Annotated in this window: 22 protein-coding genes; 10 read left to right on the top strand and 12 right to left on the bottom strand. The window is 40.8% G+C overall.

Annotation, left to right across the window (positions count from 1 at the left end):
• The first annotated feature begins 64 nt into the window (after positions 1-64).
• The 4 genes from ACYQ28_RS05175 (at position 65) to ACYQ28_RS05160 (ending at position 5752) form a co-directional block, all read left to right on the top strand.
• Positions 65-985: an AAA family ATPase gene (locus ACYQ28_RS05175; RefSeq protein WP_460048564.1), complete on the top strand. Its 921-nt coding sequence runs from the start codon at positions 65-67 to the stop codon at positions 983-985.
• Entirely contained in the window at positions 966-1961 is a 996-nt protein-coding gene (locus ACYQ28_RS05170; RefSeq protein WP_460048563.1) for a DUF58 domain-containing protein, read from the top strand. Before ACYQ28_RS05175 ends, ACYQ28_RS05170 begins: the two co-directional genes overlap by 20 nt.
• Positions 1962-2214: 253 nt before the next feature.
• On the top strand, positions 2215-4215 hold the full coding sequence (locus tag ACYQ28_RS05165) for a transglutaminase TgpA family protein (RefSeq protein WP_460048561.1): 2001 nt from the start codon (positions 2215-2217) through the stop codon (positions 4213-4215).
• A 550-nt stretch (positions 4216-4765) separates the two neighbouring features.
• Positions 4766-5752, top strand: a complete 987-nt coding sequence (locus ACYQ28_RS05160) for a LacI family DNA-binding transcriptional regulator (RefSeq protein ID WP_460048560.1) — start codon at positions 4766-4768, stop codon at positions 5750-5752.
• A gap of 730 nt (positions 5753-6482) precedes the next feature.
• On the opposite strand, the gene udk is transcribed toward ACYQ28_RS05160, so the two are convergent.
• The 12 genes from udk to lexA all read right to left on the bottom strand — a co-directional run bounded on the left by udk (position 6483) and on the right by lexA (position 19317).
• Positions 6483-7088: a uridine kinase gene (gene udk, locus ACYQ28_RS05155; RefSeq protein WP_460048559.1), complete on the bottom strand. Its 606-nt coding sequence runs from the start codon at positions 7086-7088 to the stop codon at positions 6483-6485.
• A 100-nt stretch (positions 7089-7188) separates the two neighbouring features.
• On the bottom strand, positions 7189-7812 hold the full coding sequence (gene upp, locus ACYQ28_RS05150; RefSeq protein ID WP_460048558.1) for a uracil phosphoribosyltransferase: 624 nt from the start codon (positions 7810-7812) through the stop codon (positions 7189-7191).
• Positions 7813-7855: 43 nt separating this feature from the next.
• A complete protein-coding gene (locus ACYQ28_RS05145; protein WP_460048556.1) occupies positions 7856-9073 on the bottom strand; it encodes a DUF1688 family protein in 1218 nt (405 codons plus the stop codon).
• 9 nt (positions 9074-9082) lie between these two features.
• The gene (locus ACYQ28_RS05140) at positions 9083-10354 is read right to left on the bottom strand and encodes a GTP cyclohydrolase II (protein WP_460048554.1); all 1272 of its coding nucleotides are present in this window, start codon (positions 10352-10354) and stop codon (positions 9083-9085) included.
• Positions 10355-10890: 536 nt separating this feature from the next.
• A complete protein-coding gene (locus ACYQ28_RS05135) occupies positions 10891-11658 on the bottom strand; it encodes a DUF1223 domain-containing protein (RefSeq protein ID WP_460048553.1) in 768 nt (255 codons plus the stop codon).
• A 249-nt stretch (positions 11659-11907) separates the two neighbouring features.
• Entirely contained in the window at positions 11908-13167 is a 1260-nt protein-coding gene (locus ACYQ28_RS05130; protein WP_460048552.1) for a serine hydrolase domain-containing protein, read from the bottom strand.
• 258 nt (positions 13168-13425) lie between these two features.
• Entirely contained in the window at positions 13426-14250 is an 825-nt protein-coding gene (gene pstB / locus ACYQ28_RS05125; RefSeq protein WP_460048551.1) for a phosphate ABC transporter ATP-binding protein PstB, read from the bottom strand.
• Positions 14247-15077, bottom strand: coding sequence for a phosphate ABC transporter permease PstA (gene pstA / locus ACYQ28_RS05120; RefSeq protein WP_460048549.1), 831 nt, complete (start codon positions 15075-15077; stop codon positions 14247-14249). Before pstA ends, pstB begins: the two co-directional genes overlap by 4 nt.
• Entirely contained in the window at positions 15070-15957 is an 888-nt protein-coding gene (pstC, locus tag ACYQ28_RS05115; protein WP_460048548.1) for a phosphate ABC transporter permease subunit PstC, read from the bottom strand. The genes pstA and pstC overlap by 8 nt, the downstream gene beginning before the upstream one ends.
• A 32-nt stretch (positions 15958-15989) precedes the next feature.
• Positions 15990-16841: a phosphate ABC transporter substrate-binding protein gene (locus ACYQ28_RS05110; protein ID WP_460048547.1), complete on the bottom strand. Its 852-nt coding sequence runs from the start codon at positions 16839-16841 to the stop codon at positions 15990-15992.
• Between the two features lie 1309 nt (positions 16842-18150).
• Positions 18151-18663 (bottom strand): hypothetical protein, encoded by a 513-nt coding sequence (locus ACYQ28_RS05105; RefSeq protein WP_460048546.1) that lies wholly within the window; start codon positions 18661-18663, stop codon positions 18151-18153.
• A 42-nt stretch (positions 18664-18705) separates the two neighbouring features.
• Positions 18706-19317 (bottom strand): transcriptional repressor LexA, encoded by a 612-nt coding sequence (gene lexA / locus ACYQ28_RS05100; RefSeq protein WP_460048545.1) that lies wholly within the window; start codon positions 19315-19317, stop codon positions 18706-18708.
• A gap of 330 nt (positions 19318-19647) precedes the next feature.
• Between lexA and nagZ the strand changes: the two genes are divergently transcribed.
• The 6 genes from nagZ to ACYQ28_RS05070 form a co-directional block, all read left to right on the top strand.
• Complete coding sequence (gene nagZ, locus ACYQ28_RS05095) at positions 19648-20685, top strand: beta-N-acetylhexosaminidase (protein WP_460048544.1); 1038 nt, start codon at positions 19648-19650, stop codon at positions 20683-20685.
• Between the two features lie 5 nt (positions 20686-20690).
• The gene (locus ACYQ28_RS05090) at positions 20691-21800 is read left to right on the top strand and encodes a mechanosensitive ion channel family protein (RefSeq protein WP_460048543.1); all 1110 of its coding nucleotides are present in this window, start codon (positions 20691-20693) and stop codon (positions 21798-21800) included.
• Positions 21797-22363 (top strand): hypoxanthine-guanine phosphoribosyltransferase, encoded by a 567-nt coding sequence (locus tag ACYQ28_RS05085; RefSeq protein WP_460048542.1) that lies wholly within the window; start codon positions 21797-21799, stop codon positions 22361-22363. Before ACYQ28_RS05090 ends, ACYQ28_RS05085 begins: the two co-directional genes overlap by 4 nt.
• An 884-nt stretch (positions 22364-23247) precedes the next feature.
• Positions 23248-23460: a cold shock domain-containing protein gene (locus ACYQ28_RS05080; protein ID WP_460048541.1), complete on the top strand. Its 213-nt coding sequence runs from the start codon at positions 23248-23250 to the stop codon at positions 23458-23460.
• Positions 23461-24250: 790 nt separating this feature from the next.
• Positions 24251-24658, top strand: coding sequence for a hypothetical protein (locus ACYQ28_RS05075; RefSeq protein WP_460048539.1), 408 nt, complete (start codon positions 24251-24253; stop codon positions 24656-24658).
• Between the two features lie 1061 nt (positions 24659-25719).
• A partial coding sequence (locus ACYQ28_RS05070; RefSeq protein WP_460048538.1) for a transposase occupies positions 25720-25926 on the top strand: 207 nt, incomplete at its 3' end.

The following is a 25926-nucleotide window of genomic DNA, read 5'->3' as shown; positions in this document are numbered from 1 at the left end:
GCGAGCAGAGGCCTCTGGCCGATAATCCTTACGCTCAGATTTCACTGCAAACGATTAGGTATTCATGGAAGCATTAGTTAATTCACTGGTAGCAGAGATCAGTAAGATTGTTCATGGTAAAGAACATCAAATAAAAATGGCGTTGGCTTGCTTATTCAGTAAAGGTCACTTGTTAATTGAAGATCAGCCGGGTATGGGTAAAACCACCTTGGCGCAGACCTTGGCAAAGGTTTTGGGACTTGAATACGCTCGTGTGCAATTCACCAGTGATTTGTTACCGTCTGATATCACCGGTATTTCAATTTTTGACCAAAGCACCGCACAATTCGAATTTCATCCGGGCCCAGTATTTACACAACTGTTATTAGCCGACGAAATTAACCGAACATCACCGAAAACCCAAAGTGCTTTGCTTGAAGCCATGGAAGAAGGGCAAATTACGGTAGATGGCGAAGCGAAAAAATTACCACATCCGTTTTTTGTTATTGCCACACAAAACCCCAGCTCCCAAGATGGCACCTTTCCTCTGCCAGAATCACAGCTTGATCGCTTTTTAATGCGTATCAGTTTGGGTTATCCCGACGCGACCGTAGAGCGGGCGTTATTAGCCGGCGAAGATCCCAGAACCAAAATCAAAGATTTAAAATGTTTAATGACCGTCGATAAGCTCGACAAGATTTACGCCGCAGCTACTAAGGTGCAAGCGTCACCGAGTTTGCTCGACTATATTCAACGTTTAATTGCTTATACGCGCTCCTCGTCGGAGTTTTCCTACGGGCTCTCAACCCGTGGCGCTTTATCGTTAATGCGCTGTGCTCGCACTTGGGCTTTAATGCACGGGCGTAGTCATATTGTGCCTGAAGATTTACAAATCCTTCTGCCATCGGTTGTGGGACACAGAGTGCGTGATGCGGCGGACTATTCGGGACAGAGCGGTTACGCGTTGGTTGAGCGAGTACTAGAAAATGTCGACGTTTTCGCTTAACCCGCGCAGATACTTTCGCGCGCAATTTGAGCGACTTCTTGAACGTAATATTCCCGCGCAATTATCTCATCAACTTACACAGCGTAAACTTTTTATATTACCAACCGTGGCCGGTTGGGGATATTTATTGTCTACCGGTTTGGTGTGGTTGGCCGGTACCAATTACGAAAATAATTTGGCATTAGCTTTTTCGTATTTTTTATTAGCGATATTTCACGTGTGTATATTGCACACCTTTAAAAATCTTCATCAAAGTGAAATTCGCTTTTTAAGTGCCACACCGGTATTTTGCGGAGAATCTTCCGAAGTTAATTTTCTGTTTAATCCCGGACGAGTCGATCGCTACAGCGTGCAATTTAGTTGGCCGAAGGGCAGTGTGGTTGTTGAAGACTTTATTAAAGATACCGAAAAAAGAATTACCGTGTATATTCCGACGGAATACCGCGGTTGGTTTAAACCGCCTAGGCTAGTCATTGAATCTCGCCATCCGCTGGGTCTTTGGCGATGCTGGAGCCTGGTTGATTTAAACGTAAATATTTTAACCTATCCAAAACCACTGGCCAGCGGCCCTATGCCACAAGCTATTACCAATAAAAACGAAGGTAAACTGCACAGCATTCATGGCGGTGAAGACTTTAACAGCTTGCGCGAATTTCGACAGGGTGACTCATTAAAACACGTCGCCTGGAAACAATACGCTCGTGGCCAAGGTATGCTCACCAAAAATTACAGTGCTTTTGTTGATTCACGATTATGGCTCGATTGGGATTTATTAGTCGGACTCGACAGAGAAAATCGCCTGTCTCGTTTAACCTACTTAGCCGTGGATGCCGAGAAAAATAACGCCGATTATGGGTTGCGATTACCAGGCGTAGAATTATCTCCCGATCGTGGTCAACAGCATTTAAATACCGTCTTAAAGCATTTAGCGTTATTCGAGGCCGAAGCTTTACAGAACAGCCTTAAAAAACACTAGCGATACAACTGGCTTATTGAGAGCCGATTTTTTAGATTGAACTCTCAGCCGGATTTTTTAATTTAGAAAGCTCTGATTGACCTAGAGTTTCTTGCGACACCAAGATGTGTCGCCAATTTCAAGAACGGTAAGGGATTGAAATTGTGAAGAAATTGGAAATCTCATTTTCAATTTCTGCCCTCTGATTAAATCATGAATAAGTTAATCAGAGATTCCTTTAGTTAAAACACGTTTAAAGATTAAGTTAATTTACATGGCCAAAATCGAACATATACCCAGAAACTGCATGGCGTGGTTATTATTGTCATTGGTTGCTGTAGTGATTCCGCATTCACTGCGTTTACCCGTATGGGAAATGATTGGTTTGGTGGCTGTTTTAGTTTGGCGAATTCAGCTGTACCGGGGCGCTTGGATTTTCCCAAACCGCTGGATTAAAGCGGTTTTGGCGGTAGGTTTTACCGTAGCGCTGTTTTATCAATACGGTACTTTTTATGGCTTAGATCCAATGGTGGCGTTACTGATGGTTTCGGTAATGCTCAAGTTATTGGAAATGCATAAAAAACGCGATGTCATTACGGTTATATTTTTAGGTTATTTTACGACATCAATTCAATTTTTATTTTCACAGACGGTATTCGATTTTCTCTACGGTTTGTTCTGTTTAATTTTGTTGCTAGCCGCGCAGATTTCATTGTATCAAGACAAACGTTTAAACAGCATGGCGCAAGCGTTTCCTATGGCCGGAAAAATAGTCTTGCAAAGCATTCCTGTGATGTTGATTTTATTTTTATTATTCCCACGCATTGGTTCTTTGTGGGCAGTACCCTTACCTAAAGATAATGCCACTACCGGTGTAAGCAATTCAATGTCGCCGGGCGATTTTAGCAAGCTTTCGAAAAGTGGTGGCCGGGCATTCACCGCAACCTTTGACGGCGATGTTCCTGCGAATCGAGATCTTTATTGGCGTGGTTTGGTGTTTTCCCATTTCGACGGCCGTGCCTGGGTTCCAAGTCGCTGGGGAACCTATCCCGGTGCAGAATTAGTCGATTGGGTAGAGCAGGGCGCGCAAGAACATCAACCTTGGTACAGTTGGGCTGAGCCCAAATCAGAAACCATAAAATACGAAGTCATTCTCGAACCAACCAATCAACCGTGGCTTTTTAGTCTGCCGTTAGCCAATATTTCCCAAGAAGAGACTGGTCTGACGCGTACTTTTACGTGGATTAAAAAAGGCGCTGTTAATCAGCGTTATCGCTACACGGTTGAATCTAACCTGCAATACGATTTGGCCGTTGAATTGCCCGCATGGCTTCGTCAACTCGAACTGCAATTGCCGGAGGATTTTAATCCTCGAACCCGAGAGTTAGCGCAGCAATGGCGTCGAGAAGCGACGGATGACTGGCAAATTGTGAATCGATTTTTAAATCACATAACCCGTGACTTTACCTACACCTTAGAACCTCCTGCTTTGGGTAGAAATACCGTTGATGAATTTTTATTTCAAACTAAGCGTGGTTTTTGCGAACACTTCGCCAGTAGCTTTGTTTTTTTTATGCGCGCCGCGGGCATTCCTTCAAGAGTTGTGACCGGCTACCAAGGCGGTGAACGCATTCAAGACTTTATTCAGGTGAGCCAATCCGATGCTCATGCCTGGGCTGAAGTTTGGATAGCCGGTGAAGGCTGGAAGCGAGTTGACCCCACTTCCGCAGTTGCTCCAAGTCGTATCGAGTCAGGAATGGACGCCGTATTTCAACGAGCCGTTAATAATCCGCTGTCTATAGAAGCGTATAAACATATTGGTATTTTAAACGAACTGCGCCGTCAATTGGATGTGTGGAATTATAATTGGCAAAAATGGGTTCTAAACTACAATCAAGACAAACAAGAAGGCTTAATTAGTAAATTATTTGGCAGCAATAAATCTTGGGCAGCGGGTTTATCGTTGGTCATCGGTCTTGCTGGTTTCGTCGCTTTGTTAACACTTGTTTATTGGTGGCGTGGTCGACCAAGACCTTTAGCGCCAGGTCTTAGGGAATACCATCGATTTGCCCGTAAATTTAAAAAGTTTGGTGTAGAGCGCAAACCCGGTGAAGATAATCGCGCTTTTACACGCAGAGTTTGCGAGCAATTCCCTGAGAAAAAAGACGAAATTTTACAAATTTCAAATTTATTTGAAGCCGCTGTTTATGCCGGTAATGCGCACGCCATAAAAGATCTGAAAACTAAAATTTCCAAATTTTCTGTTGCTAAATAATTTAAAAAACTCTGATTAACCGAAATTTTATAGCGATATATGGATATATCACTTATTTCAGGAATGGTAAGAGATTGAAATATTGAAGAAATTGGAAATCGTATTTTCAATTTCTGTTATCTCATTAAGTTTGCCAAGTATTTTTTTAACCTTGGGTAAATCATTTTCTTACACGATTTTCATTGACGTAGCATGCTTCAATAAGTGCTCAGAATAGGTGAGAATTTTTAAGTGTTTCACAAAGCTTAGGCACGAATTCTTGTCCTTTGAGTCAGATTGTTTTTAATTTAGAAAGGTTATTTGAGTAACAATTTCAGATATTTCCAGATTAAAGGTCTATGTCAATTTGTTATTTCAAATATTAAAAAGCTGTTCTTTAACGACTAAACTTATAAAAATTACATCTTCCATTATTTTTTTAAGAATATTTTTAGTGTAAATTACGAATATTCAGTGAATCTCAGTTGTTTACGTAGATCGAGGTTTCACGGATGTGGCTGATTAAAACCTGCTCAAAAGCGACTGAATTCAAAAAACGGCTATTATCGATATGCGTAAAAAACGGATCACAACTCAAGATATTGCAACACGCGCCGGTGTTTCTAAGGCAACTGTTTCTTATGTTTTAAATGGCACAGGTTCGGTTTCTGCCGAAATGAAAGAGAAGATTCAGCAATTAGCCAAGGAGATGGGCTATCAAGAGAATCGATTAGCGAAAGCAACTCGTACCGGAAAGACCTACACCGTAGGTTTAGTTCTCCCAGATTTATGTAACCCTTTCTTTCCCGAAATGGCTCAAGCGGTTGTAGATACTGCCAGTAAAAAGGGCTATTCGGTATTTTTGGTGGATGCCAGAAATTCCGCCGAAGAAGAGCGCATTGGCATTGGCCGGTTGCTTGAATACGCCATTGAAGGCTTAATTTGGTGTCCGTTACACGATAATTCCGTTGAAGACCAAAACCTTACTTGCCCTGTGGTAACCACGGAGCGGCCCATTGTGGGTTTTGATAATGTCTACGCCGATTCCGAACTTGGCGGGCGTCTTCAGGCGCAGTTAGCCATTGAAAAAGGCCATAAACGCATTGGTATTTTATCGGGTCCAGATCGTTCTACTGCGGCGAGATTAAGAAAGAAAGGCCTATTAGGTACCCTCGGTAACGATATTGAAATTGCTTGGGAAGTGTCCACGGAATACGGTATTAATATTCCAAAAGATTGTGCCGATACTATTCTGAATAATCCCGTTAGTTGTGTAATCGCCGCGAACGATACCTTAGCCATTGGTTTATTAAGGTTATATCACGAAAACGGAGTCGCTGTTCCTAACGATGTTTCGGTTATTGGTTTTGATGCCATTGATTGGAGCAATTTGGTTACACCCGCTTTAACAACCATCAATTTACCTATTCGTAAAATTGGTGAGGCGGCATTTGATACGCTTTTGTGGCGCATTGAAAATCCCGACGAGCCGGTAAAAGACGTGAAATTGCCGGTCGAAATTCTAGAGCGTGATAGTTTAATTCAATTTAAACACTAACATCTTAACGTTCTATGGGTCTCTCACTGCTCTGTTGTGAGAGGCTTCCCCAATATTAGATTCAGCATTTTATTTTCCTGCCAATTTGTTACTTTAATTTATTTTCTTGTTTTTTTGAGTGCGAATACTCTACAGAAATCTTTGACAAGCCCCACCGTGATTTAATTGGAAGATAAAACTCAAAATTCGAGTTGCAATTTGTCCATATTTTCTAGTATTTCCAATTCTTAAAACTGACAATACATTTTTGTGTTGCTGCAAGCTCCAGATTCATCAGAATTTTCTACAAATATTTATGAGTAAGTACTTATAGGAAACTCTGATGAATCTAGAGTTTCTAGCGACACAAGGATGTGTCGCCAATTTCAAGAACGGTAAGTGATTGAAATTGTGAAGAAATTGGAAATCGCATTTTCAATTTCTGTCCTCTGATTAAATCATGGATGAGTTAATCAGAGGTTCCTATAGATCCATTCTTTATTTTAAAGCCGAAATATTTAGTAAGATCGACGAAATAAAGTCAGATTTTTAGATCAATACGGCTGTGGGTTTTAAGAAGTTTGTAGGAAAGAAATAGCGCGATAGAATTTTTAAAGTGACAGAAGAGAAGTGAAAATTTTCTAGCAAGGGATTTTGATGTGTTTGAAGCGGATAGAGTTGGCAGGTTTTATGGTTTAAAAGCACCGATTAATTCACCAAGCGATTAATCAGTGCTTTTAAAGTGAACTCACTAAACAATTATTTTTTTGCAGTAATCGAGTAGATCAGTAGCTAATTGTGCCGGCGGAGTATCGTTCTCTGCGATGCAAATAAAATCGGCGCAATGTTTTGATGGCTCAACAAGTTCATTATGTAAAGGCACAACTTGCTCGTTGAATTGGCGCAGTGTTTCTTCTTCGGTGCGACCACGTTCTTGAATGTCGCGAATTAAACGTCGTTGTCGGCGTTCATGCTCATTACATTCAACAAAAATTTTGTAGTCAAAACTTTTCTGAAGTTGTTGCGCGTGTAGAATTAAAATCCCATCAACCAGAATTATTGGCTTTGGTAATAATGTCTGTGTTTCAACTTTACGGCGGTGCGTTGTAAAGTCATAACAAGGCATTTCAATGGGTAGCCCATTTCTCAGCTGATCTAAATGTTCGGCCATTAATTTAAAATCAATGGCCTCAGGTAGATCATAATTAGTAATGGTTTCGAGTCCTAAATAATAGGAATCTTGATACATAATGGCACAGTTCTCGGGACCAAGATGTTCAGCTACCAGCCGAGCCATGGTTGTTTTACCTGAGCAACTGCCACCGGCTACGGCGATAATATGCGAGTTCTTAGTCAAAGGAATTCTAGGTTCTGGGTTATTCACTGCTGATAACATTAAACTGAGCTACAAGAGTTAGTCGTTAAATAAAAAGGTCGCGTAGTATAGTACGTTTACACTATTGTGTATTGTAATAACGTGAACCCACATCACCAATTCCCGGCGCAACATAACCTTGCTCAGTTACGACATCGATGTCAGAAAGAGTAAATATTTCTACATCAGGATAGTTATCTTCTATCGCTTTAATGCCTTCTTGGGAAGCCAGTATTGAGACGAACCGAATACGTTTAGCACCACTTTCTTTTAGACGCTCAATACTCGCGATGGCGGTATCACCGGTCGCAATAATTGGATCAAAAATATAGGTGATTGATTCGGACAAATTCTTAGGGGTTTTGAAATAATATTCAACCGTGTTGTTGAGGAATTTATCGCGATAAATTCCGATGTGTCCCACAGAGGCATCTGGCCAATAATTTTGAATACCTTCAATCATGCCCAAGCCGGTTCTAAGAATAGGAATTAAGGCGATCTTTTCTGCCGCTAAGCGGACTTCAGCCTCGCCAAAAGGTGCATTTACCGTTGCAGGTCGAGTGCCTAGGTTTTTAGTAGACTCTACAAATAACATCAAACCCAATTCCGACATTAGGCTGCGAAATTGTTCTGGGGTTGTTTCGCTAGAGCGTAAAATGCCCAGTTTATGCTGAGCGATTGGGTGATCTAAAAGCGTTAAAGGCATGAAATTTCTCTGTCGAATAAAGTAATGTCGATTTAAACAGACGTTAAAAAACGGTTCCGTCACTGACGATGTTAAGCGGCGGATTCATATTAGCGTCTCTTAATTTTGCAAGAGCGCGACCGGCCGCCCAAGTACCACCTTCAAGCACTTTTGCCAGTGGGAATTCTTCTTCTGTTTTTCCGAGTTTTTGGCAAATAAGAGCCGCCAGTTTATCAAGCAGGTGAATGGTTAATGCTCGCCATTCAATAATAATTTCGCTGGCCGGTAACCACATGTTTTCTGCTAAGGCAGGATTTCTTAAACGGATTAAACCACTATCAAGCATTAAGCCGCCATTGCGATATTCCGCCAAACCAGTCAATTGCTCGACGTGTGTCACGGTAATTTCAGACATTTCCAGCGTTTCAATAACAGAATAGGTGATCCACTGCGAGAGCTTATGAAACGGAACTAGCGCATCAAAACCTTCGCCAAACGGCTGATAAGCCCAAGTGTCGCCAAGATTTCTATCATTAAGGGTGAGTCTGCCGGGCCAAAGGTCTCCCAAGGCTTGTAAAACAGTTGTCAAAACATCCACAGCATGAATTTCGTCATCGTAGGTATTTAGCAGATAATCAACTAAATCGCCGGGGCGTTGATTGGGGAAAAATTCAGGCTTGCTTTCGAGTGTTTCGGCGAGATTCCAAAGCAGCGTTAAACGACCCTCAACACCCGCCAGAGGATTTTCGTCGCTAACTTGAAAGAACTCTTTAAATGCCGTGCTGCTTAAGGCTTTTAAGCCCGCAGCACAGGTATTTGGACGACCGGTTTGTGGCGACGGATCTGAAAATGCACCGGCCAAAAAGGCATCCATACTGGCTAAACCCAAACCTTCTGAGCGACCAATGGTTACCGTGTTTGCAGATTTGTACTTCCAATGCTCACCGGCGCCTGCGTCAACCAATACCGATGGAATAATTAAATCCAAACCGGTTTTGGCTTTTTCGATAGGGAAAAAGCTCTCTGTGGTTGCGAAATAGCTGTTCAGTTGAAAACGGTTACCAACTTCATAGTGCCGCCAGCGAGAGTGGTAGGGCACTTCTAAGCTCGGATAATTTTGTTTGATAATCTCTAAAACGTAATCAGCCGTTGCCTCTAGTTTGTCTTCATGAATGTCAAAGTGGGTCGCGCCCGCTAATGCAGCGTTATAAATACGCTGCGCTTGAGCACGAATTGTTTTGGGTAGAAACAGAGTTTCTAGAGTTTTGGCATCTACAGACATAGCGATTGATTAATCCAGATCTCGACCTTTAACTTTTTCGAGTTGCTCACCTTGTTTGGCACCGGCAACAGAAAAATATCCAGCAGCTTTTTTAGCTTCAATCTCAACTTGCGCATCTGGCGGAATTAAATCGTCAGGAATACTCAGGCGATTTATAACTTCAATACCGCTATTTACAATGGCATCGTGTTTCATATTGCTCATTGAATGCAAGTTGTGAATTTTGGTGATACCAAAAAAGTGCAATACATCCGGCATTAATTCTTGGAAGCGTGCATCTTGAACACCCGCAACACATTCAGTACGTTCAAAATAAGTTGCTGCGCTATCGCCGCCTTTTTGACGTTTACGCGCGTTGTACACCAAGAATTTAGTGACTTCACCTAATGCACGGCCTTCTTTTCGGAAATAAACAATTAAGCCAACACCACCACGTTGAGCCGTACGAACAGCGTCTTCGATACCGTAAGTAAGATAAGGGCGACATGTGCAAATATCTGACCCAAATACATCGGAACCATTACACTCGTCGTGTACACGACAGGTAAGTTCTACTTCTGGATTTGAAAGATCAGAAACATTTCCGAATACATAGGCGGTAGTGCTACCAATGGGTGGCAGTAAGATTTTTAAATCTGATCGCGTGACAAGCTCTGGGAACATGCCGCCGGTTTCGCGGAAAAGAATTTTACGCAGAGCCGCTTCGGTTAAACCAAATCGCTTAGCGATACTGGGTAAATGCCAAACGGGATCAATAGCAATTTTAGTAACGCGTACATCACCAGAAGCGGTTACAAATTTTCCGTCAGCTTCTAGGCGTTTTTCGCGAATGGCTTCTTTAATTTCAGGAAGCTGTAAATGTGCTTTGGTAACGGCGATGGTTGGTTGAATGTTGTAACCACTCTCTAAATAATCACCAAAGTCTTCAACAATGTTTGCGCCCCAAGGATCAAGAGAAATGATCTTATCGGGCATACTCCACGATGGTTGTGGAGAAATTGTATCGGTGGGTTGGGTATTGTTTAAGTCTGGCTTGTGCGCCTTAGGAAACTTACCCGATGCAATGGATAAAGCTCGGTAGATGGTGTAACTACCGCTATGGCTACCAATACAATTTCGGTGCGCACGCTCGGTTACGGTACCCACTACCGGGCCACGTTCTTGAGGAGTAGCCGCGCCCCAATTAATGGGCGGAATACTCGGCAAATCGATTGTGTGAGAGGTCAGACGGATGTGATCTCGTACAATGCTTTCTTTAGTACTAGCGATATCTGTGCTCATAGTGAACCCTCCAGCGTCCAAGCTATTAATACAAATCACGTTAACCGATTAACTTTCATTGGTCAAATAAAATGTCACTTTCCTGTACGATAAAGTATAGCCATTAAACTGTGACGAAAATTGGCTGAATACACCGGAAGATAATCGTCGTTGGCGGGTAACCAAGGACGTAAGTTATTTAAAGAAAATTAGGTGACGTGAAAGTGAATATTGAGTTGTTATTTTTAAAAATATCGGAGAATTTAGACGAAAAACATGTAAGAACTCTGATATTTATAAGGTAAAAAATTTTTATTTTTAAGGAAACTCTGATTAACCTAGAGTTTCCCTCGACACAAGGATGTGTCGCCAATTTCAAGAACGGTAAGTGATTGAAATTGTGAAGAAATTGGAAATCGTATTTTCAATTTCTGTCCTCTGATTAAATCATGGATGAGTTAATCAGAGGTTCCTTAAATAATACAAAAATGTAAAAAAGTTTTCTTTGGGGTTATTACCCACTTTTTGTCTAAAAAAAGCGGGTAATAAAAACGGTGTTAAGATTCCTCTGAACGACTTAGGTAGCCAGCAACGACTTGTTTGGGCGTATTGATAGCGGCGTTTTCAACCCAAGCAACCACAGCGTAGCCTTCCACCTCGTGATCGTACTGACTGTCAATTTGGCCAGTCCAGTTATCGCGGTTTTTATCCAGCTTTTGCCAATCGAGCACCACAAAGTCGTGTTCAAGGTTGCGGCCATGATTTTCACCACGTTTTACGGAAGTCTTAATGCCCATACCAAGCAGTGCAAAATTAACGTCGCCGATGTCACTTAGTTCACCGGAATAACTGATTTGGTAACGTCCATTCTCAACGTTCAGCTGTAATACGGCTTTATTTTCTGGGGTTTGTACTTTGTCTAGTACGTATTCCAATGAGGGATTGCTGAACCAGCTGCGCCATTCTTGCCCAGAAACGATAAACCCAGGCGTGTAGACGGAGTTAATTTGGCCGTCGTTTTGGTATTTGCGCTGACGATCTGAATATCGTTGTGACGAGAAACGATCTTTCCAACCCAAATAATTCCAGTAGTCTACGTGGAATGCCATAGGAACGTATTCGGTCCACAAGCCTTCGGCTTGATCAAGCTTACGCAACCAGCGATCGGCTCTTGGGCAGCTGCTACAGCCTTCTGAGGTGTATAGCTCTAGCAAGACCGGTGGTTTATCTTGGCTGGTTAAATCTGCGGTTAGTGTTGATAGCTTTTGTTCCGCAAAGGCGAAACAAGAAACAAGTGTTAGGGCGCATCCGGTAACTATTTTCATAATGAAACTCACCTGAAAAGACTTTCCTAAGATTATTGGATAAGTACTTCGGCTAAATCCTCACAAGATAGTCACTTTTGAGCGGATTGGTACTCTTATACAAAAATACAGTAAAAGATAATTTGATATTAGCTCAGCGCATAAAGTGGCGCTCACTTTCGATTCCAATCATACGCAGTGATAAAAATCGACGACACATCCTTGTGCCTGTGATATCTCCGGTTCAATCAGGGCTTTCTATAAACCAGCTTATATCTTATTACGTCGGCTTCGGCTTTTTAAGAAGACGATGAAAAGAATAACAATGATTAAACAGCCTATACTTGCGGGCACCAACGCGCTTTTTACAGCACCGTCGAAGGCGAGAAAATCAGGATAACCGGTTTTCCATAGCGTCCACTCATAACCTACGGTACTGGCGAGCTGAGCGTTGCCGCTGGCAAGAACGATGATTGCGTCTTTGCCGTTAGGTTCGATCCGCAATGCGGTGTTAATAGCGGGACTGTTAGCGCCGTCGTGACCAAACACAAAATCATTATTGTTCGTTGGCGCATACAGCATTGCCCCCAATCCCCATATGGGAGCACCTAATACGTAGCCAGTGGGTTCACGCATGAGCTTGTGGTATTCGTCGCTCATTGGTTTGTTGATGTTTGCGTCTTGATCCAAAAATGCTGCGATAAATTTCGCTAGATCGTTTGGGCTTGACGATAATCCTGTTGCTGCATTTGAAGCATATTGAAAGAAGAGAATTTTTTCGCTGTTTTCGTTGTAAATATTGGCTGTATTGGTTAAATCTCCCAAATAGTTATAGGTTGATCGATCCAAGTCGAGGGGATTAAAAACCGATGTTTGCATCCAGTCAGCAAAGGGTTTTCCCGTTACCTCTTCAATTAATAATTCCAGAATTAAATAACCACCACCGGAATATTGCCACTGGGTCGCCGGAGGTATTCCTATTGCTATAACTTTATTTTCATCAGCAGAGGCGCGAGGGTGTTGTAAAGACTCTTCGATAGAGGGTAAAGATTCTTCTGCTGTATAATCGCCAAAACCTAAACCATCGGTTAAACCTGCTGTGTGTGAAAGCAACAGACGTGTTGTCACCAAATTATTATCGAATTCACTCTCAGGCAGATGCCAGCGCGTTAAATAATTCTCAATAGGTTCATCGAGATTTATTTTGCCGTCTTCAACCAATTGCATTACGCCGTAGGCTGCAAATAATTTACTCATGGATGCTAATGGGAATAGGGTATCACCATTAATTTTATCGTTATTCGAATAGTATTTTTCGGTAGCGATCTTGCCATCTTCGATCAATATGAACGCGGTGTTTCCTTGATTTTGAGATTTAATTTTCTCATCAATGGCGGTAATAAATAACTCGGTATTATTTTTAGGCGCAATTGCAGATAACCACCATCCACTTACACCACCATAGACACTGAGCGCAAGCCAAGCCGCTAATAATACAAATAATGTTACAGCCCTAGTAAAATAAATCATTATTATTCCCTAATACAATCTTCTTCGATAAACGCTGTCCTCTGATTAAATCATGGATGAGTTAATCAGAGGTTTCAAAAGCGTCAAAAATTATAAGATGAATTAAGGGGGAGGAAGGTTTACATTGCTCAGAATAACGGCGAATTCTGATATCGAGAATAATTACTGTGATTTATATTCGAGTGGATTTTAGGCGAGTGAATTCTAGGCGTGGTTGGCAGAGCAAACAAAAAGCAGTAAACGATAAGGGCGTTATTATTAGCCCTTAATTCCGGAAATATAAGCCGCGGTGCGTTCGTCTTTGGGACCAGAGAAAAGTTGCCGAGTATTATTAAATTCAATCAGTTTGCCGGCACCATTTTGCGTCCAAAAGAACGCGGTATAGTCAGAAATACGTTTAGCTTGAGCTAAATTGTGGGTAACAATTACCACGGTGTATTTATCTCGCAGGCTCGAAATTAATTCTTCAACAATGCCCGACGATATGGGGTCAAGCGCGCTACAAGGTTCGTCCATCAGTAAAACTTCTGGCTCCAAAACCAACGCTCGGGCAATGCACAAGCGCTGTTGTTGACCACCCGATAGCGATAGTGCAGAGGTATTCAGGCGATCTTTAACCTCGTCCCAAAGACCAACGGCTTTTAAGGCGTTTTCTATTTTTTCGATTCTCTCGGCTCGATTTTTAAAACCGTGTTCCTTCAGTGGAATATCCAGATTCTTAAAAATAGAGAGTGGAAAAGGATTCGGTTTTTGAAAAATCATTCCCACACGGCGGCGAAGACTTAATAGATCAACATTATTTTGGGTAAGATTTTCACCGTCAAAATGTATTTCGCCGGTAACGGTTACTTGATTGTTTAATTTTGATAACTGATTGAGTGTGGTTAAAAAACTGGTTTTACCACAGCCCGAAGGACCAATAAGCGCGGTAATTTTACCCCGATGTAAACTTAACGAAATGCCATTAACGGCAAGTTTTTTACCGTAATAAATAGCCAGTTCGTTCACTTTGATGTGTGCGGGTGCACGACTCTCGATGATGTCTTCCGATAATCTGGGAGCTAGGGTTTCTGCAACAATCATCTGTAATGTCCACTGCGTTTAAACCAAGAGTCGATAAAGCCTTGGGCTAGAGTATTTAAAAGAATAATTAGCACAATCAATATTAAGGCTGAGCCATAGGCGGTTTCATCACCGCCGGTTACGTTCATGGTGAGATCATAAATGTGTACCGCCAGAACACGTGCTGAATCGAAAATTGATTCAGGCATGCGATCGACATAACCGCTGGTAAACAACAGTGCCGCTGTTTCGGCAGTAGCTCGGCCAATGGATAAGATGAGTCCGGCGATGATTGCAGGTTTTGCCGCTGGTAATAGTATTTTCCAAATCACAACAGAGCGGCGCATACCTAAAGCTAGGCCGCCCAAACGCCAGTCAGATTGTACCGATCGAATTCCAGATTCACAGGTGCGAATAAATACCGGCAAAATCATACAGGCAAGCGTTAATCCGCCGGACAAGAGTGAATATCCTAAGCCTAAATAAATGCAGAAAAAGGCATTGCCGAACAGTCCGTACACGATAGATGGAACTCCAGCGAGCACATCCAAAATAATACCTACGTGTAGCGTATGCGATTGATTTTGAGAAAACTCCGCCAACCAAATAGCCGCAGAAATTCCGAGTGGCAACGCAATAACAAGTGCGATAATTAATACATATAAAGTGGAAACCAAAATGGGTGCGATGCCGCCAGCACGGCCAGCATCTTCGGGTTCGGAAATTAAAAATTCCCACGAGACAACCGAAATACCTTTAATAATAACATCGCCAATAATCCAGCCGAATGTTGCAATCACTAACGCAATAATTGCATAGATACCTAATGAAAAAGCTCGATCAATCATGGGAGACGGTTCTCCCTTTATTAAAAAGATAAGAGGCTAAATAAGCCAGAATCCAGACAATAATCGTCAACAACAAGCCAGATACATACAAGCTGGCGCGGTGGTCGCCAAGGGCGTAAGCCATTTCTAAGGCAATATTGGCGGTTAATGCGCGCACTGGTGCAAACAGGCTAGAAGGCATTTGTACAACATTGCCTGCAACCATTAAAACCACCATGGTTTCGCCCAAGGCTCGCGCACTCGCTAACAATACGCCACTCATAATTCCCGATCGGGCAGCCGGTACTGCGATGGCTAAGATTTGCGTTTTTTGCGTAAGTCCCAGTGCTTGCGCTCCGGCTAAAATCGAGCGATCGACACTGGTCAGTGCAGCGTAACTGGTTAGCGCTAGGGTTGGTAATATCATCAGCGATAGTACGACTGCTCCGGCAAGCACGCTGGTGCCGGGCGCTTTAATTTGGCCAATAAGAGGCACAAGCTCAGTTAGGCCCCAAAGGCCTAAAACAACAGATGGAATACCGGCAAGCAAATTTAAGAGGGATTGAAAGGATTTTTTAACCCAACCCTTGGCGTAAAATTCGAGAAAAATAGCGCAAGCTAAGCCAACGGGAAGTGCAATAACCAGCGATCCAAAGGTCAATACCAAAGAGGCGAATATCATTGGCGTCATGCCAAATAAGCCTTCTAACGGGTACCATCCAGTTTGACTGAAAAAGCTTAACCAGCGGCCATCGGCCACCAACGACCAAGATTCGTACAGTAAAAAGCCGAGTATCAAACACAACAAGGCTGCGCAGACAAACGACAGGGCGCCCATGATTGTGGCAACGCCAAAATCGAGCTTACTGTCGCATTGAAATGGGCGAAGCTTTATCGACAACGGTAACGAACCTACTTAGAAAATGGATAGGCTTAAGGTGCTACGAAAAATTGATTTTCGATCAAATCTAAAACGTCTATAGATTGCGCAAACTCAATAAAACTTGCTGCAAAACCTTCTGGTTGCGCCTTGGTAACCAGATTGAGTGGTCTTGATAACGGATACTCGCCACTGGCAACGCCCTTTACGGTGGCTTCTTTGCCATCCATTGGTAAAAGCTTGATGGGGGTGCCGCGATTGTGTTCGAACTCTGCGGTGCCGATGGACACATATCCGATGGCGCCAGGATTACCAGAAACGGTTTTAATACCTTGCTGGTTATCGCCGATAACAACTTGAGGACGAATTTGGCTATTTTTTAGCTCAAAAAAATGCAGAAAAAGTTCCAAAGTAGAACGACCTTCTGCTTTATTTACCACCGTAATCTCAAGGTTGGGGCCGTCTACATCTGCCCAATTACGAATTTTTCCTTGATAGATATCGATAATTTGCTGACGAGATAACTCTTTGACAGTATTCGACGAGTGAACAATGATACCAATACCATCGAGTGCAATGAGGTGAGCGGTTAAGTCTTGTTCAGATTCTTTCAATGCTCTAGAAACCATACCTATATCGGCAAGGCCGACGCGAGCATCATTCACCCCGCGGGATGAACCGCCGGTTTGAACGTCAATACGTACATCAGGGTTATTTTTTTCAAAGCGTTTGGCCATCTCAAGCGCAAGCGGTGCAACCGTGCTCGAACCGGTAAGAGTTAGGCGTTCCGCCGCTAGAGATAAATTACTTAAAAAAGCGATAGAAACTACACCAAGAAGACAGAAAAGTCTTGATAACTGACTCGAATGAGCTCTTTGTGTGAAAATTCGCGTGACTAAGCTCATTTTTTATCTCTTTGCTTAAATAGAAGTGATTATTATCCAAAAAATTTGGCTTCGGTTTTGGAAATTATGCTAATTAAATTACTCCAGTTTCAAGCGCTACATCAATTTTGTGAGATATTGTTTAAATATGAAAAAGTAAATATTTTATGCTTTATGATGTTTTACCTGTGAATATATGTTTATTCGAGTATTTTTTATCTTCAATCTTTAAATGCTTTTGATTTACACATCTTTAATTTAATCGACAAATGGACATTGCAACGTTATTTACTGTTTGTTGTGATAAGTCGATTTTTGTGAAGCATTAAAATTATGTATTTTTATTTATATAAACGATTATGTGTATGGAAAACTTTGGCTAACCCAGATATTAGAACTCGCATTGTCAATTTTTTTCTCTCTGATCAAATCATCGATGAGTTTTATAAATTAATTCATCCATATATAAAAGCTGATTAAAAATTTTCGAACACATCTTAACCTGCACTGGTGTGTTTTTTATTTTGAAGTATCGACTAAGGAGTAATTTTTATAGCTTATACCGGGCGCGTTAAAAACCGAGGTGGTTTGTTTGGTATCTTGTTTGAATTGGTTTAGATTAGCCTGAACCTTAAATGATCAAGTAGAGTTTTTTAGTTTTATTTGATCTTTTCAATTATTAGTAAACTCTAAACGACGCTTCAATTAACTCAGAGATTCGAGCGATGCAGGTATGAGTTGCCAATTTTAGAAAGTATAAGTGAGGTAGGTTCTGAGTGGTGTTGTGAGTTGTGTTGTGAGCGAATTGGAAATTGTATTTTCAACTACTTTCCTTTGATTAAACTACGGAATCATTAATGAAAGATTCTTAACCTTATGTTTTGATGAGTTTCTTATGCCGTAAATATTTTTGTGAATGGATCTAATTCGAAAATAAATGGCTGTGATTAACAGAAATACTTTTTTAGAAGTATTGTTTAGAAGTATTTTGTGTTTCTTTTTGTACCTAATGATGGTGACTTAAAAGTCAATAAATAATTAGGTTGGGGAATCTATATTTCGAATTAATCAGTTTTTGTAAAAAATTGAGTTTTTAGTTTTAAGAAATTTTAAGCCTGCTTAGGCGGCAGTCATTAAAAATAAGACTGAAAGAGCGGGGTGGCGACCGAATAAACAAAGCAATTACACTGTTGTTAATTCTGTATTTATATAAATGTTTTAATAATTGTAGATGCGTTGTATTGCTTGCAGACAGTTACTTAACGTAAGAACAATAAATATATTTAACCTTGTTTCACAGTAGCTTTCTTATTCAGGCTTATTCAGATTGTTAATTCTGGTGCGTAACCAGTAATCCAGAACAGTTACCAGTGTTGGCTGCTTGGGTTAATTGCTCAAGTTGTTGGTCGTTAAAACCATCAAAAACGGCAACTACACAATGGCTTGTGCCTGTTATTAATGCTTTTTCGGTGACGGAATATAAATCCGATGTATTGTTAGGATAAATAATGCGAAGATTTTTTAGATTTACGCCGTAGTCAAGCAATACATTTTTATCAATAACTTCATCGCTTACCCAGCTTACCCATCGATTACCCGCTAATTGTGTTTGACGTGCAATCATTGGCAACAATAGTTGATCTAAATTCGAACAATATTTAGAAATTACCAATTGAGTAATGTTGCTTAAAACAGCACCGCTTTGCGATGCTGTTTCTGTATTAGATGCACGTTTGGATAGTGCTCTAATTGACTGTCTAGTAAACGCGGTTGTTTCTGAGATAAAGCCGAATTGATTGACTAAGGAGTCCGTAAACAGAGACATTTGTTGTGCAGAATCCATTTTATTACTCCGTATCAGTAATATAAGTACTTAAAAATCGAATTATTGGGTTTGTCGAATAACGCCGACACTTATACCTTCGATAGCAAATTCCTGCTCTCGAAGGTCAATGGTAATGATGTCAAATTCTTCATTTTCTGGAAGCAACTCAACTATAGAGCGGTTTTTACCGCGTCTTAGACGTTTTACGGTTACTTCATCATCAATACGGGCAACAATAATTTGCCCACTTCTTACTTGGGTTGTTTTGTGAACGGCTAATAAATCACCTTCTAGAATTCCGGCATTTTTCATACTCATGCCGCGAACGCGAAGAAAATAATCTGCTGAGGGCGAGAAAAAAGCGTTATCGATATTGCAATAATTTTCGATATTTTCTTGCGCCAAAATTGGGTAACCCGCTGCCACCAAGCCAATAATGGGTATACCAGACTCCTCAACCTGTTCTTTTAAGCGAATACCTCTAGAGGCACTTGGCACCATCTCAATAGCGCCTTTTCGCTCCAAGGCACGCAAATGTTCCTCTGCGGCGTTGGCTGATTTAAAGCCAAGTGCTAGAGCTATTTCTGCACGCGTAGGAGGAAAGCCGGTTGCATCTATATGTTCACGAATTAAATTTAAAACTTGTTGTTGTCGAGCGGTTAGTTTAATCATGTCTAATATGCTGATTCTTTAAACGTGGGGCGGTAGTTTTTAAGGCGAAACGGCAAAGTTTATTGCAATTGTTTCTTCAAATTAAAAACAGTGTTGGCCGCACTGGGCTGGTCTTATATACAGTGTTTTAGTTTATACAGTGTTTCTACTGTACACGCAACCAGTAAATCAGAATTTAGTCAATGTTCGTTGATTAGAAACGCACGATGTAGAATTGAATTATGCCCGAAGTTTTTTTCTTTTGTAGCCGCAATTATTGACACCTCCCAGACTAAATATTAGTGTGCCCGCTTTTTAATTGCGTAATCTTTATTCGAATTGGATCTATAAATGGGTAATGCCAAGGTTTTAAGTGCCGGGCCAGTTATTCTTGATGTAGCCGGTACCGAGTTGTCGGCGGAAGATCGAGAGCTTTTGATGCATCCAAATGTGGGTGGTGTCATTCTCTTCGCCCGCAACACTAAAACGGCCAAACAAACCGCTCATTTATGTCGCAACATTAAAAATATCCGCGAAAACTTGCTGATTTGTATCGATCAAGAAGGCGGGCGAGTGCAGCGCTTAACGGAGGGCGTAACAACCATTCCGCCTATGGCGTCTTTATCAAAGCTCTACCAGCAGAGCGCAGAAAAAGGCCTGTCATTGGCTCGTGAACTGGGTTGGCTGTTAGCGTTTGAGCTCAGAACTTGCGGTATCGATAACACCTTAGCGCCAGTTTTAGATTTAGACGACAACCAAAACCCCGCTATTGGCTCGCGCTCCTTTTCTATCGATCCTTTAACAACGCTTGCGCTGGCAGAATCGTTTATTTTAGGAATGAACGAAGCGGGTATGCAGGCTGTTGGTAAGCATTTTCCGGGTCACGGATTCGTTAAAGTTGACAGTCACATTGATTTGCCGAGAGATCATCGGCCTCTTGCCGAGATCGCCGCTCGGGACCTAGTTCCTTTCGAGCAGCTGATTAAAAAGTCTTGCCTTGCCGGAGTAATGCCTGCGCATATCGTTTTTGAAGATGTCGATGGCAATCCTGTCGGGTTTTCGGCGCTATGGCTAAAAGACATATTAAGAAAGCGTTATGGTTTTAATGGATTGATATTTAGCGACGATCTGAACATGGCCGGTGCGAAATTAGCTGGTGGTTATTTGGCCGCAGCTGCTACTGCGTTAACCGCCGGTTGTGATTTTGTTTTGATGTGTAACAACCGATCCGGCGCCACCGAAATAGTTGATGGTTTAGATGGTTTTGCGCTTTCTAAACAAGCGTTAAACATTAAAAAAACCATGCTTTGCCACGGCAGTTACGAATTTAATCCGCAACTCAGCCAACGTAGAATGAATATCCTTGACCGGCTAGCAAACGAGCTGTAAACGTTATGGCGCAATTGTACGCAACACTAGTCGAAAACCCGGTCGCGCAGTGTAGCCTTTTGTTATTGGCTACGGTGATTGTCGCGTGGCTGGTGCGCAAGCTATTAAGGCGCTCGCTTTGCCAAGCCAAAAAAACCGTCAATCCTTGGGATGATTGCCTTTTTTACGCCCTTAAAACCCCGCTCAACTTCGCGGTTCTTCTGCTGGGTATCAGCTTTGCCATTTCACTACCTTTTAGCGATCAAGAGCTAATTGTTGAATACGCATTTTCGGCCAGACAATACGGACTTATCCTGTTATTGGCTTGGTTTTTAATTCGCGGTATTCGCCGATCCGAGAAAATTTACCAAAACGAAGTTTCTGCAAATCATAAGATCGACCCAACCACCGCCGCTGCTCTGAGTCGAATTTTGGGTGTTTGCGTAGTGATCTCGACGCTTCTCATTATTCTACAGATGCGTGGATACAGTATTTCTGGGGTGTTAGCCTTTGGCGGCATTGGCGGAATTGCCGTTGGGTTCGCCGCAAAGGATCTGCTAGCTAACTTTTTTGGCGGATTAATGATCCACCTAGATCGACCTTTTAAGGTTGGCGATTGGATTCGCTCCCCAGACAAATCCATTGAAGGTGTGGTTGAACACATTGGCTGGCGCATAACTTGTATTCGTACCTTTGATAAGCGTCCTTTGTACGTACCCAACGCCATCTTTACGCAAATTGCGGTCGAGAACCCTTCACGAATGACCAATCGTCGTATCTACGAGACTATTGGTGTTCGTTATCAAGATGCTGATAAGTTGCCAAAAATCGTGGCACAGACCGAATCCATGTTGAGATCACATCCCGATATTGATCAAAATCTGGTGATAATTGTGAATTTTGATAAATTTGCAGAAAGTTCACTTAACTTTTTTATTTATACTTTAACCAAAACTACTGATTGGGTGACCTATCATTCAGTTAAGCAAGATGTGTTGTTTAAAGTGTTAAACATCATTCGGAGTAATCAAGCAGAAATAGCTTTCCCTACCAGCAGTTTGCATTTAGAAAGCTTGCCTGATGCCGTCACATCTCAAGAAATAAACCCGTTAATTAAAGAAGAACCCAAGTCGTGACAGAATTTTTAGCCCTCGCTCAAGAAGCCCAAGCCATCTTAGAGACCGCAGATCTTATTCATTCACCTGAGGTCATCGACCAAGCTTTGTCGGATATGGCACAAGCGATTGATCGCGATTACGAAAACAAAGTACCGGTTGTGTTGTGTGTAATGAATGGCGGTTTAATGACCACCGCTAAACTGATTGAAAAAATCACAACACCAATACAATTGGATTACATCCATGCCACGCGATACGGCAGTAAAACCACAGGTGCTAAGCTTTCTTGGATCGCAGAACCCACGTTCGACCTAGAAGGTAGAGATATTATTATTGTTGACGACATTCTTGATGAAGGTGTAACGCTGCAAGAGCTTGTAAACTACTGCCGCGAGAAAAATTGTGCATCGGTAAAGACAGCACTACTCATACAAAAAATTCACGATCGCAAAGCAACGGATTTAGTCGCAGACTACCTTGGCTTGGACGTACCCGACCGTTATGTATTCGGTTGCGGTATGGATTACAAAACCTACTACCGAAATCTCCCTGGAATCTACGCGGTAGCTGAAAAAAGATAAGCACAGCGCTAGGCCGCGATTTTTATAAAACCATCCCCAAAAAAGCTTCTCCTAATTACCAATTAAGAGAAGCTTTTTTATTGCCAAGAAAAATACTTGGCACTTTCTTAATTGATTCAGTTCGTAAGTCGTTTTCAAAAAAAAGAAGCTAATCGGTTATTTTGCCGAGACTGTCAGTAGAAAAAATCCCATAATCAATGCTATAGAGTATCGACGTATTTAAAGGTTTTGATTGCGTATGTGATTTTAAGTGCCAAATATAAACGCAATAGCGAATCTGTTATCCGCGTGGACATTTTTAATAGGTATCATATTAATTTTAAATGTGGATTTGTTATTTACTTCATTATTTTTTTAATAAATTCGTGTGAGAATACAAAAAATAGCTTACAAAGCGTTTAAATTTTTAGAGTATCTGATGGGAATAAACGGGCATCCATGTAATTGCGTTAAGGTATAAAAATAAGAAGCAATATCAAATCATAAGCATTTTTTAAAAATACAAAATATGCTGGACGAATAATTGCGAAAAAAATCAGTTGCTTTCAACTTTATGTGAAGCTCGTGAATTAGTCTGTTTCGCCTTTTGTTTTGGTTAAATTGATTCATCATTATTGTAAATACTGTTTTGTTCTGGTTGCATTTTTTATTTCTCAGATTGTTTAATTTCTCAAAGTTATTTTAAGATGTTTTTTTATTTTTATTTATTCGTTGAAATTTAGATGCGCTTAATGCAAAACTTTAGTTTGAAAAATTCCTAATTTAATTATTCGTATTGCGCGATGAGTTTTTCAATTAATCCTTTTCGGTAATTCCTGCCAGAGTGTCAATCTTTGTGGTAGTTGTTTTATTTTGTGTTTTATAAAAATAATGAGGTTATAGGCATGTCAAACAGAAGTCGTGGAACAGTGAAATGGTTTAACAATGCGCGTGGTTATGGGTTTATTACTCGTAACGAGAAAGGGGAAGACGTCTTTGTTCACTATAGAAATATATCGGGGAATGGATATAAATCACTTAACGAAGGCCAAATGGTTGAATTTGATTTGCTCAAAGGTGAAAAAGGATTACAAGCCGAGAACGTTATCGGGGTGTAATTTTTTTAACCATAACAAAAAATAATACTGCTCACATCAGTCAGCTTTGTGAATATTAAAAACCAGCATCTTGCTGGTTTTTTCGTTTTTAAAATTTGTTTTTATTTTTCGGTAATTATAAGCGGTCAGTTCATGGGTGTATTAATTTAGGGTCGTTTAATTGTTGAAATTAAATAACGGAAATAACTGAGTGGATTTATTCTTAAAAAATCTTGTGTTTATAGGTGAAAAATTTAATCGAATTAATCGAGTCTAAAACGATTAATATCTTTTCAATCTTACACTTAAAGCTTCTCTTTCGAGGTATTTACAAGCGAGGTTCTTACAAAAGGTATAGTGTGTCTTTCTAGATTTCTAGTTTCAATTCGTCCATTATTTGTCATCTAAAATCACTTCATTGAGACTATAAGTCTCAATGCTATAAAGTGTCGAGCTTTTATTGTGCCAATCAACTAAAATTTTTTAAATTTTCTCCCTTCAGCGTTTTTCACTCGCATAATAACGTGGTAGGTTCTCAGTTATTCGGTCCGCGATCTTAGCAATAAATCTAATCAGGGTTGTCAAGCTTTAACTATGTCAAAAACTTACAAAAATCGATTAGGCATAAGGTAGAAAAGGGCATTCCTATTGAACTCACCACTGACTGATTTTTAGTAGATCGTTGAGTGTTGTTATACCGTAATTGCGGTTCATAGTTATTTTAAAATTTCAGCGTGAATTTTCTTAGAAAAAGGAAAGTAGACTGTTGGATGATGCACGCTAGCGTGTAATTCTTATCGTGGTGGTAAATATGTATATGAGTGTAATGATAAAAATATTAATTAGAATATTACTGCTCGCTTGCTTTTTCTGGCCGGCTTGCTTACTTATAATTTCGATTGCATTTGGAATTTTGGTATTTAACGTAGATTTCGAAAATGGATATGTTAGTCTAATATTTTTCGGTTTATCAGTTCTAGGTATCGCAGGTTTGTACGGTGTTGCGCAAGTGAATTTAAAATTGTGTAAACCTCAGTTAATGGTAGAGAAACCATGGGTCATTATTACCTGTTTAGGATCTGGCGTGGTAGGCATGACCCTAGCTTATATTCTTATACCATTCGAAGGTATTTATCACGCTCTATACCTTTCACCTATTTTAGCGACGGGCTTATATTTATATATGTTAAAGGGCTATCTTTTTGGAGGAGCTAGCTAATTTCCTGTTTAAACCTTAAAAATAATTAACTCAGATTAAGTATTTCGTGAGTATAAAAATTGTCCAGTGCGTGGGTGGCGCGACTTGATAATGTAGTCGCATTGGTATTGTACCGGTGTCCCTTGTTTTACTCTTGGAGTAAATATTACCAGATTTTTCCATTGATGCTTTCGCCCAAACGACATTGCCGATAATTCTCGGATGTGAAAAATAAAAGATCGCACTATTTATCCGCTCAATAATTTGGTGCCAATGGCATTCGGCGTTATTTTCCCACCATAATCATGTTAGCTTATGAAGTGTTTTTACAATATTTATTTTAGGAAATTCTGATTAACCTAGAGAATCTCGCGATACAAGCATCTGTCGCCAATTTCAAGAACTGTAAGTGATTGAAGATGTGAAGAAATTGGTAATTAAGGAGAGATAGAGGTGGTGAGCTGATTTCAGCTAATGATTTTAACGTCTCTCAGAATACATTAAAAGAAGATGTCATTGCATGAACTGGATGAAACCCAGTGTCGACGGCGATTACTGAAAATATGTCTACGATATGGAATTTCTGTAATAGGGTTGATTTCGACTACTTTATACAATCAAAGAAAGTCAATTCAGAAGCGATCTAATCTCTTTAATTCGATAAACCCCAACGCAGACTGTCCTTGGAAATTATTGCATGGCTGATAATATTGAGAAACTGACTAATTATGGCAGTATGGTGAGCTAGAGAAACGAAAAATTGTCGAAATCGTATCATTAGTTGGTTAAATTAAAAGAGGCTGATGATTTACGGCATATTAAATAACGGAAATAATTGCCAAGCAAGATAGTTGTGTAGTGATTTTGACATTGGTTCTTTCACGGTCTTCTTAAGGCAATACGTTGATTGATAAATTAGTGATAAAGGAATGGATTATGGATATCTCACCGAGTGTAGAAGGAGTGATATCAGCCGTCATCGCCATCCCAATTATTATGGGTCTGGTTGGCAAGGTTTGTAGTGGTTTAATAATCTCGTACCAGCTTGTAGGGTAAACTGCCCTAAACAAAGGAACCTACAAATGGCCTATAAAAACTATCCTCCTAAATTTAAACACGAATCAGCAGCTCTAGTTTTAGATCAAGGATACACCATTCAAGAAGCGTGTGACGCCGTGGGTGTTGGTCAAACAGCGATTCGACGCTGGGTAACTCAACTGCAAGAAGAACGAGCCGGAAATACGCCTCAAAAAGCTAAGGCATTAACCGCTGAACATCAAGAAATTCAA

It is taken from the genome of Sessilibacter sp. MAH1 (genome assembly GCF_054658315.1).
This window is presented reverse-complemented; position numbering and strand designations above follow the sequence as displayed.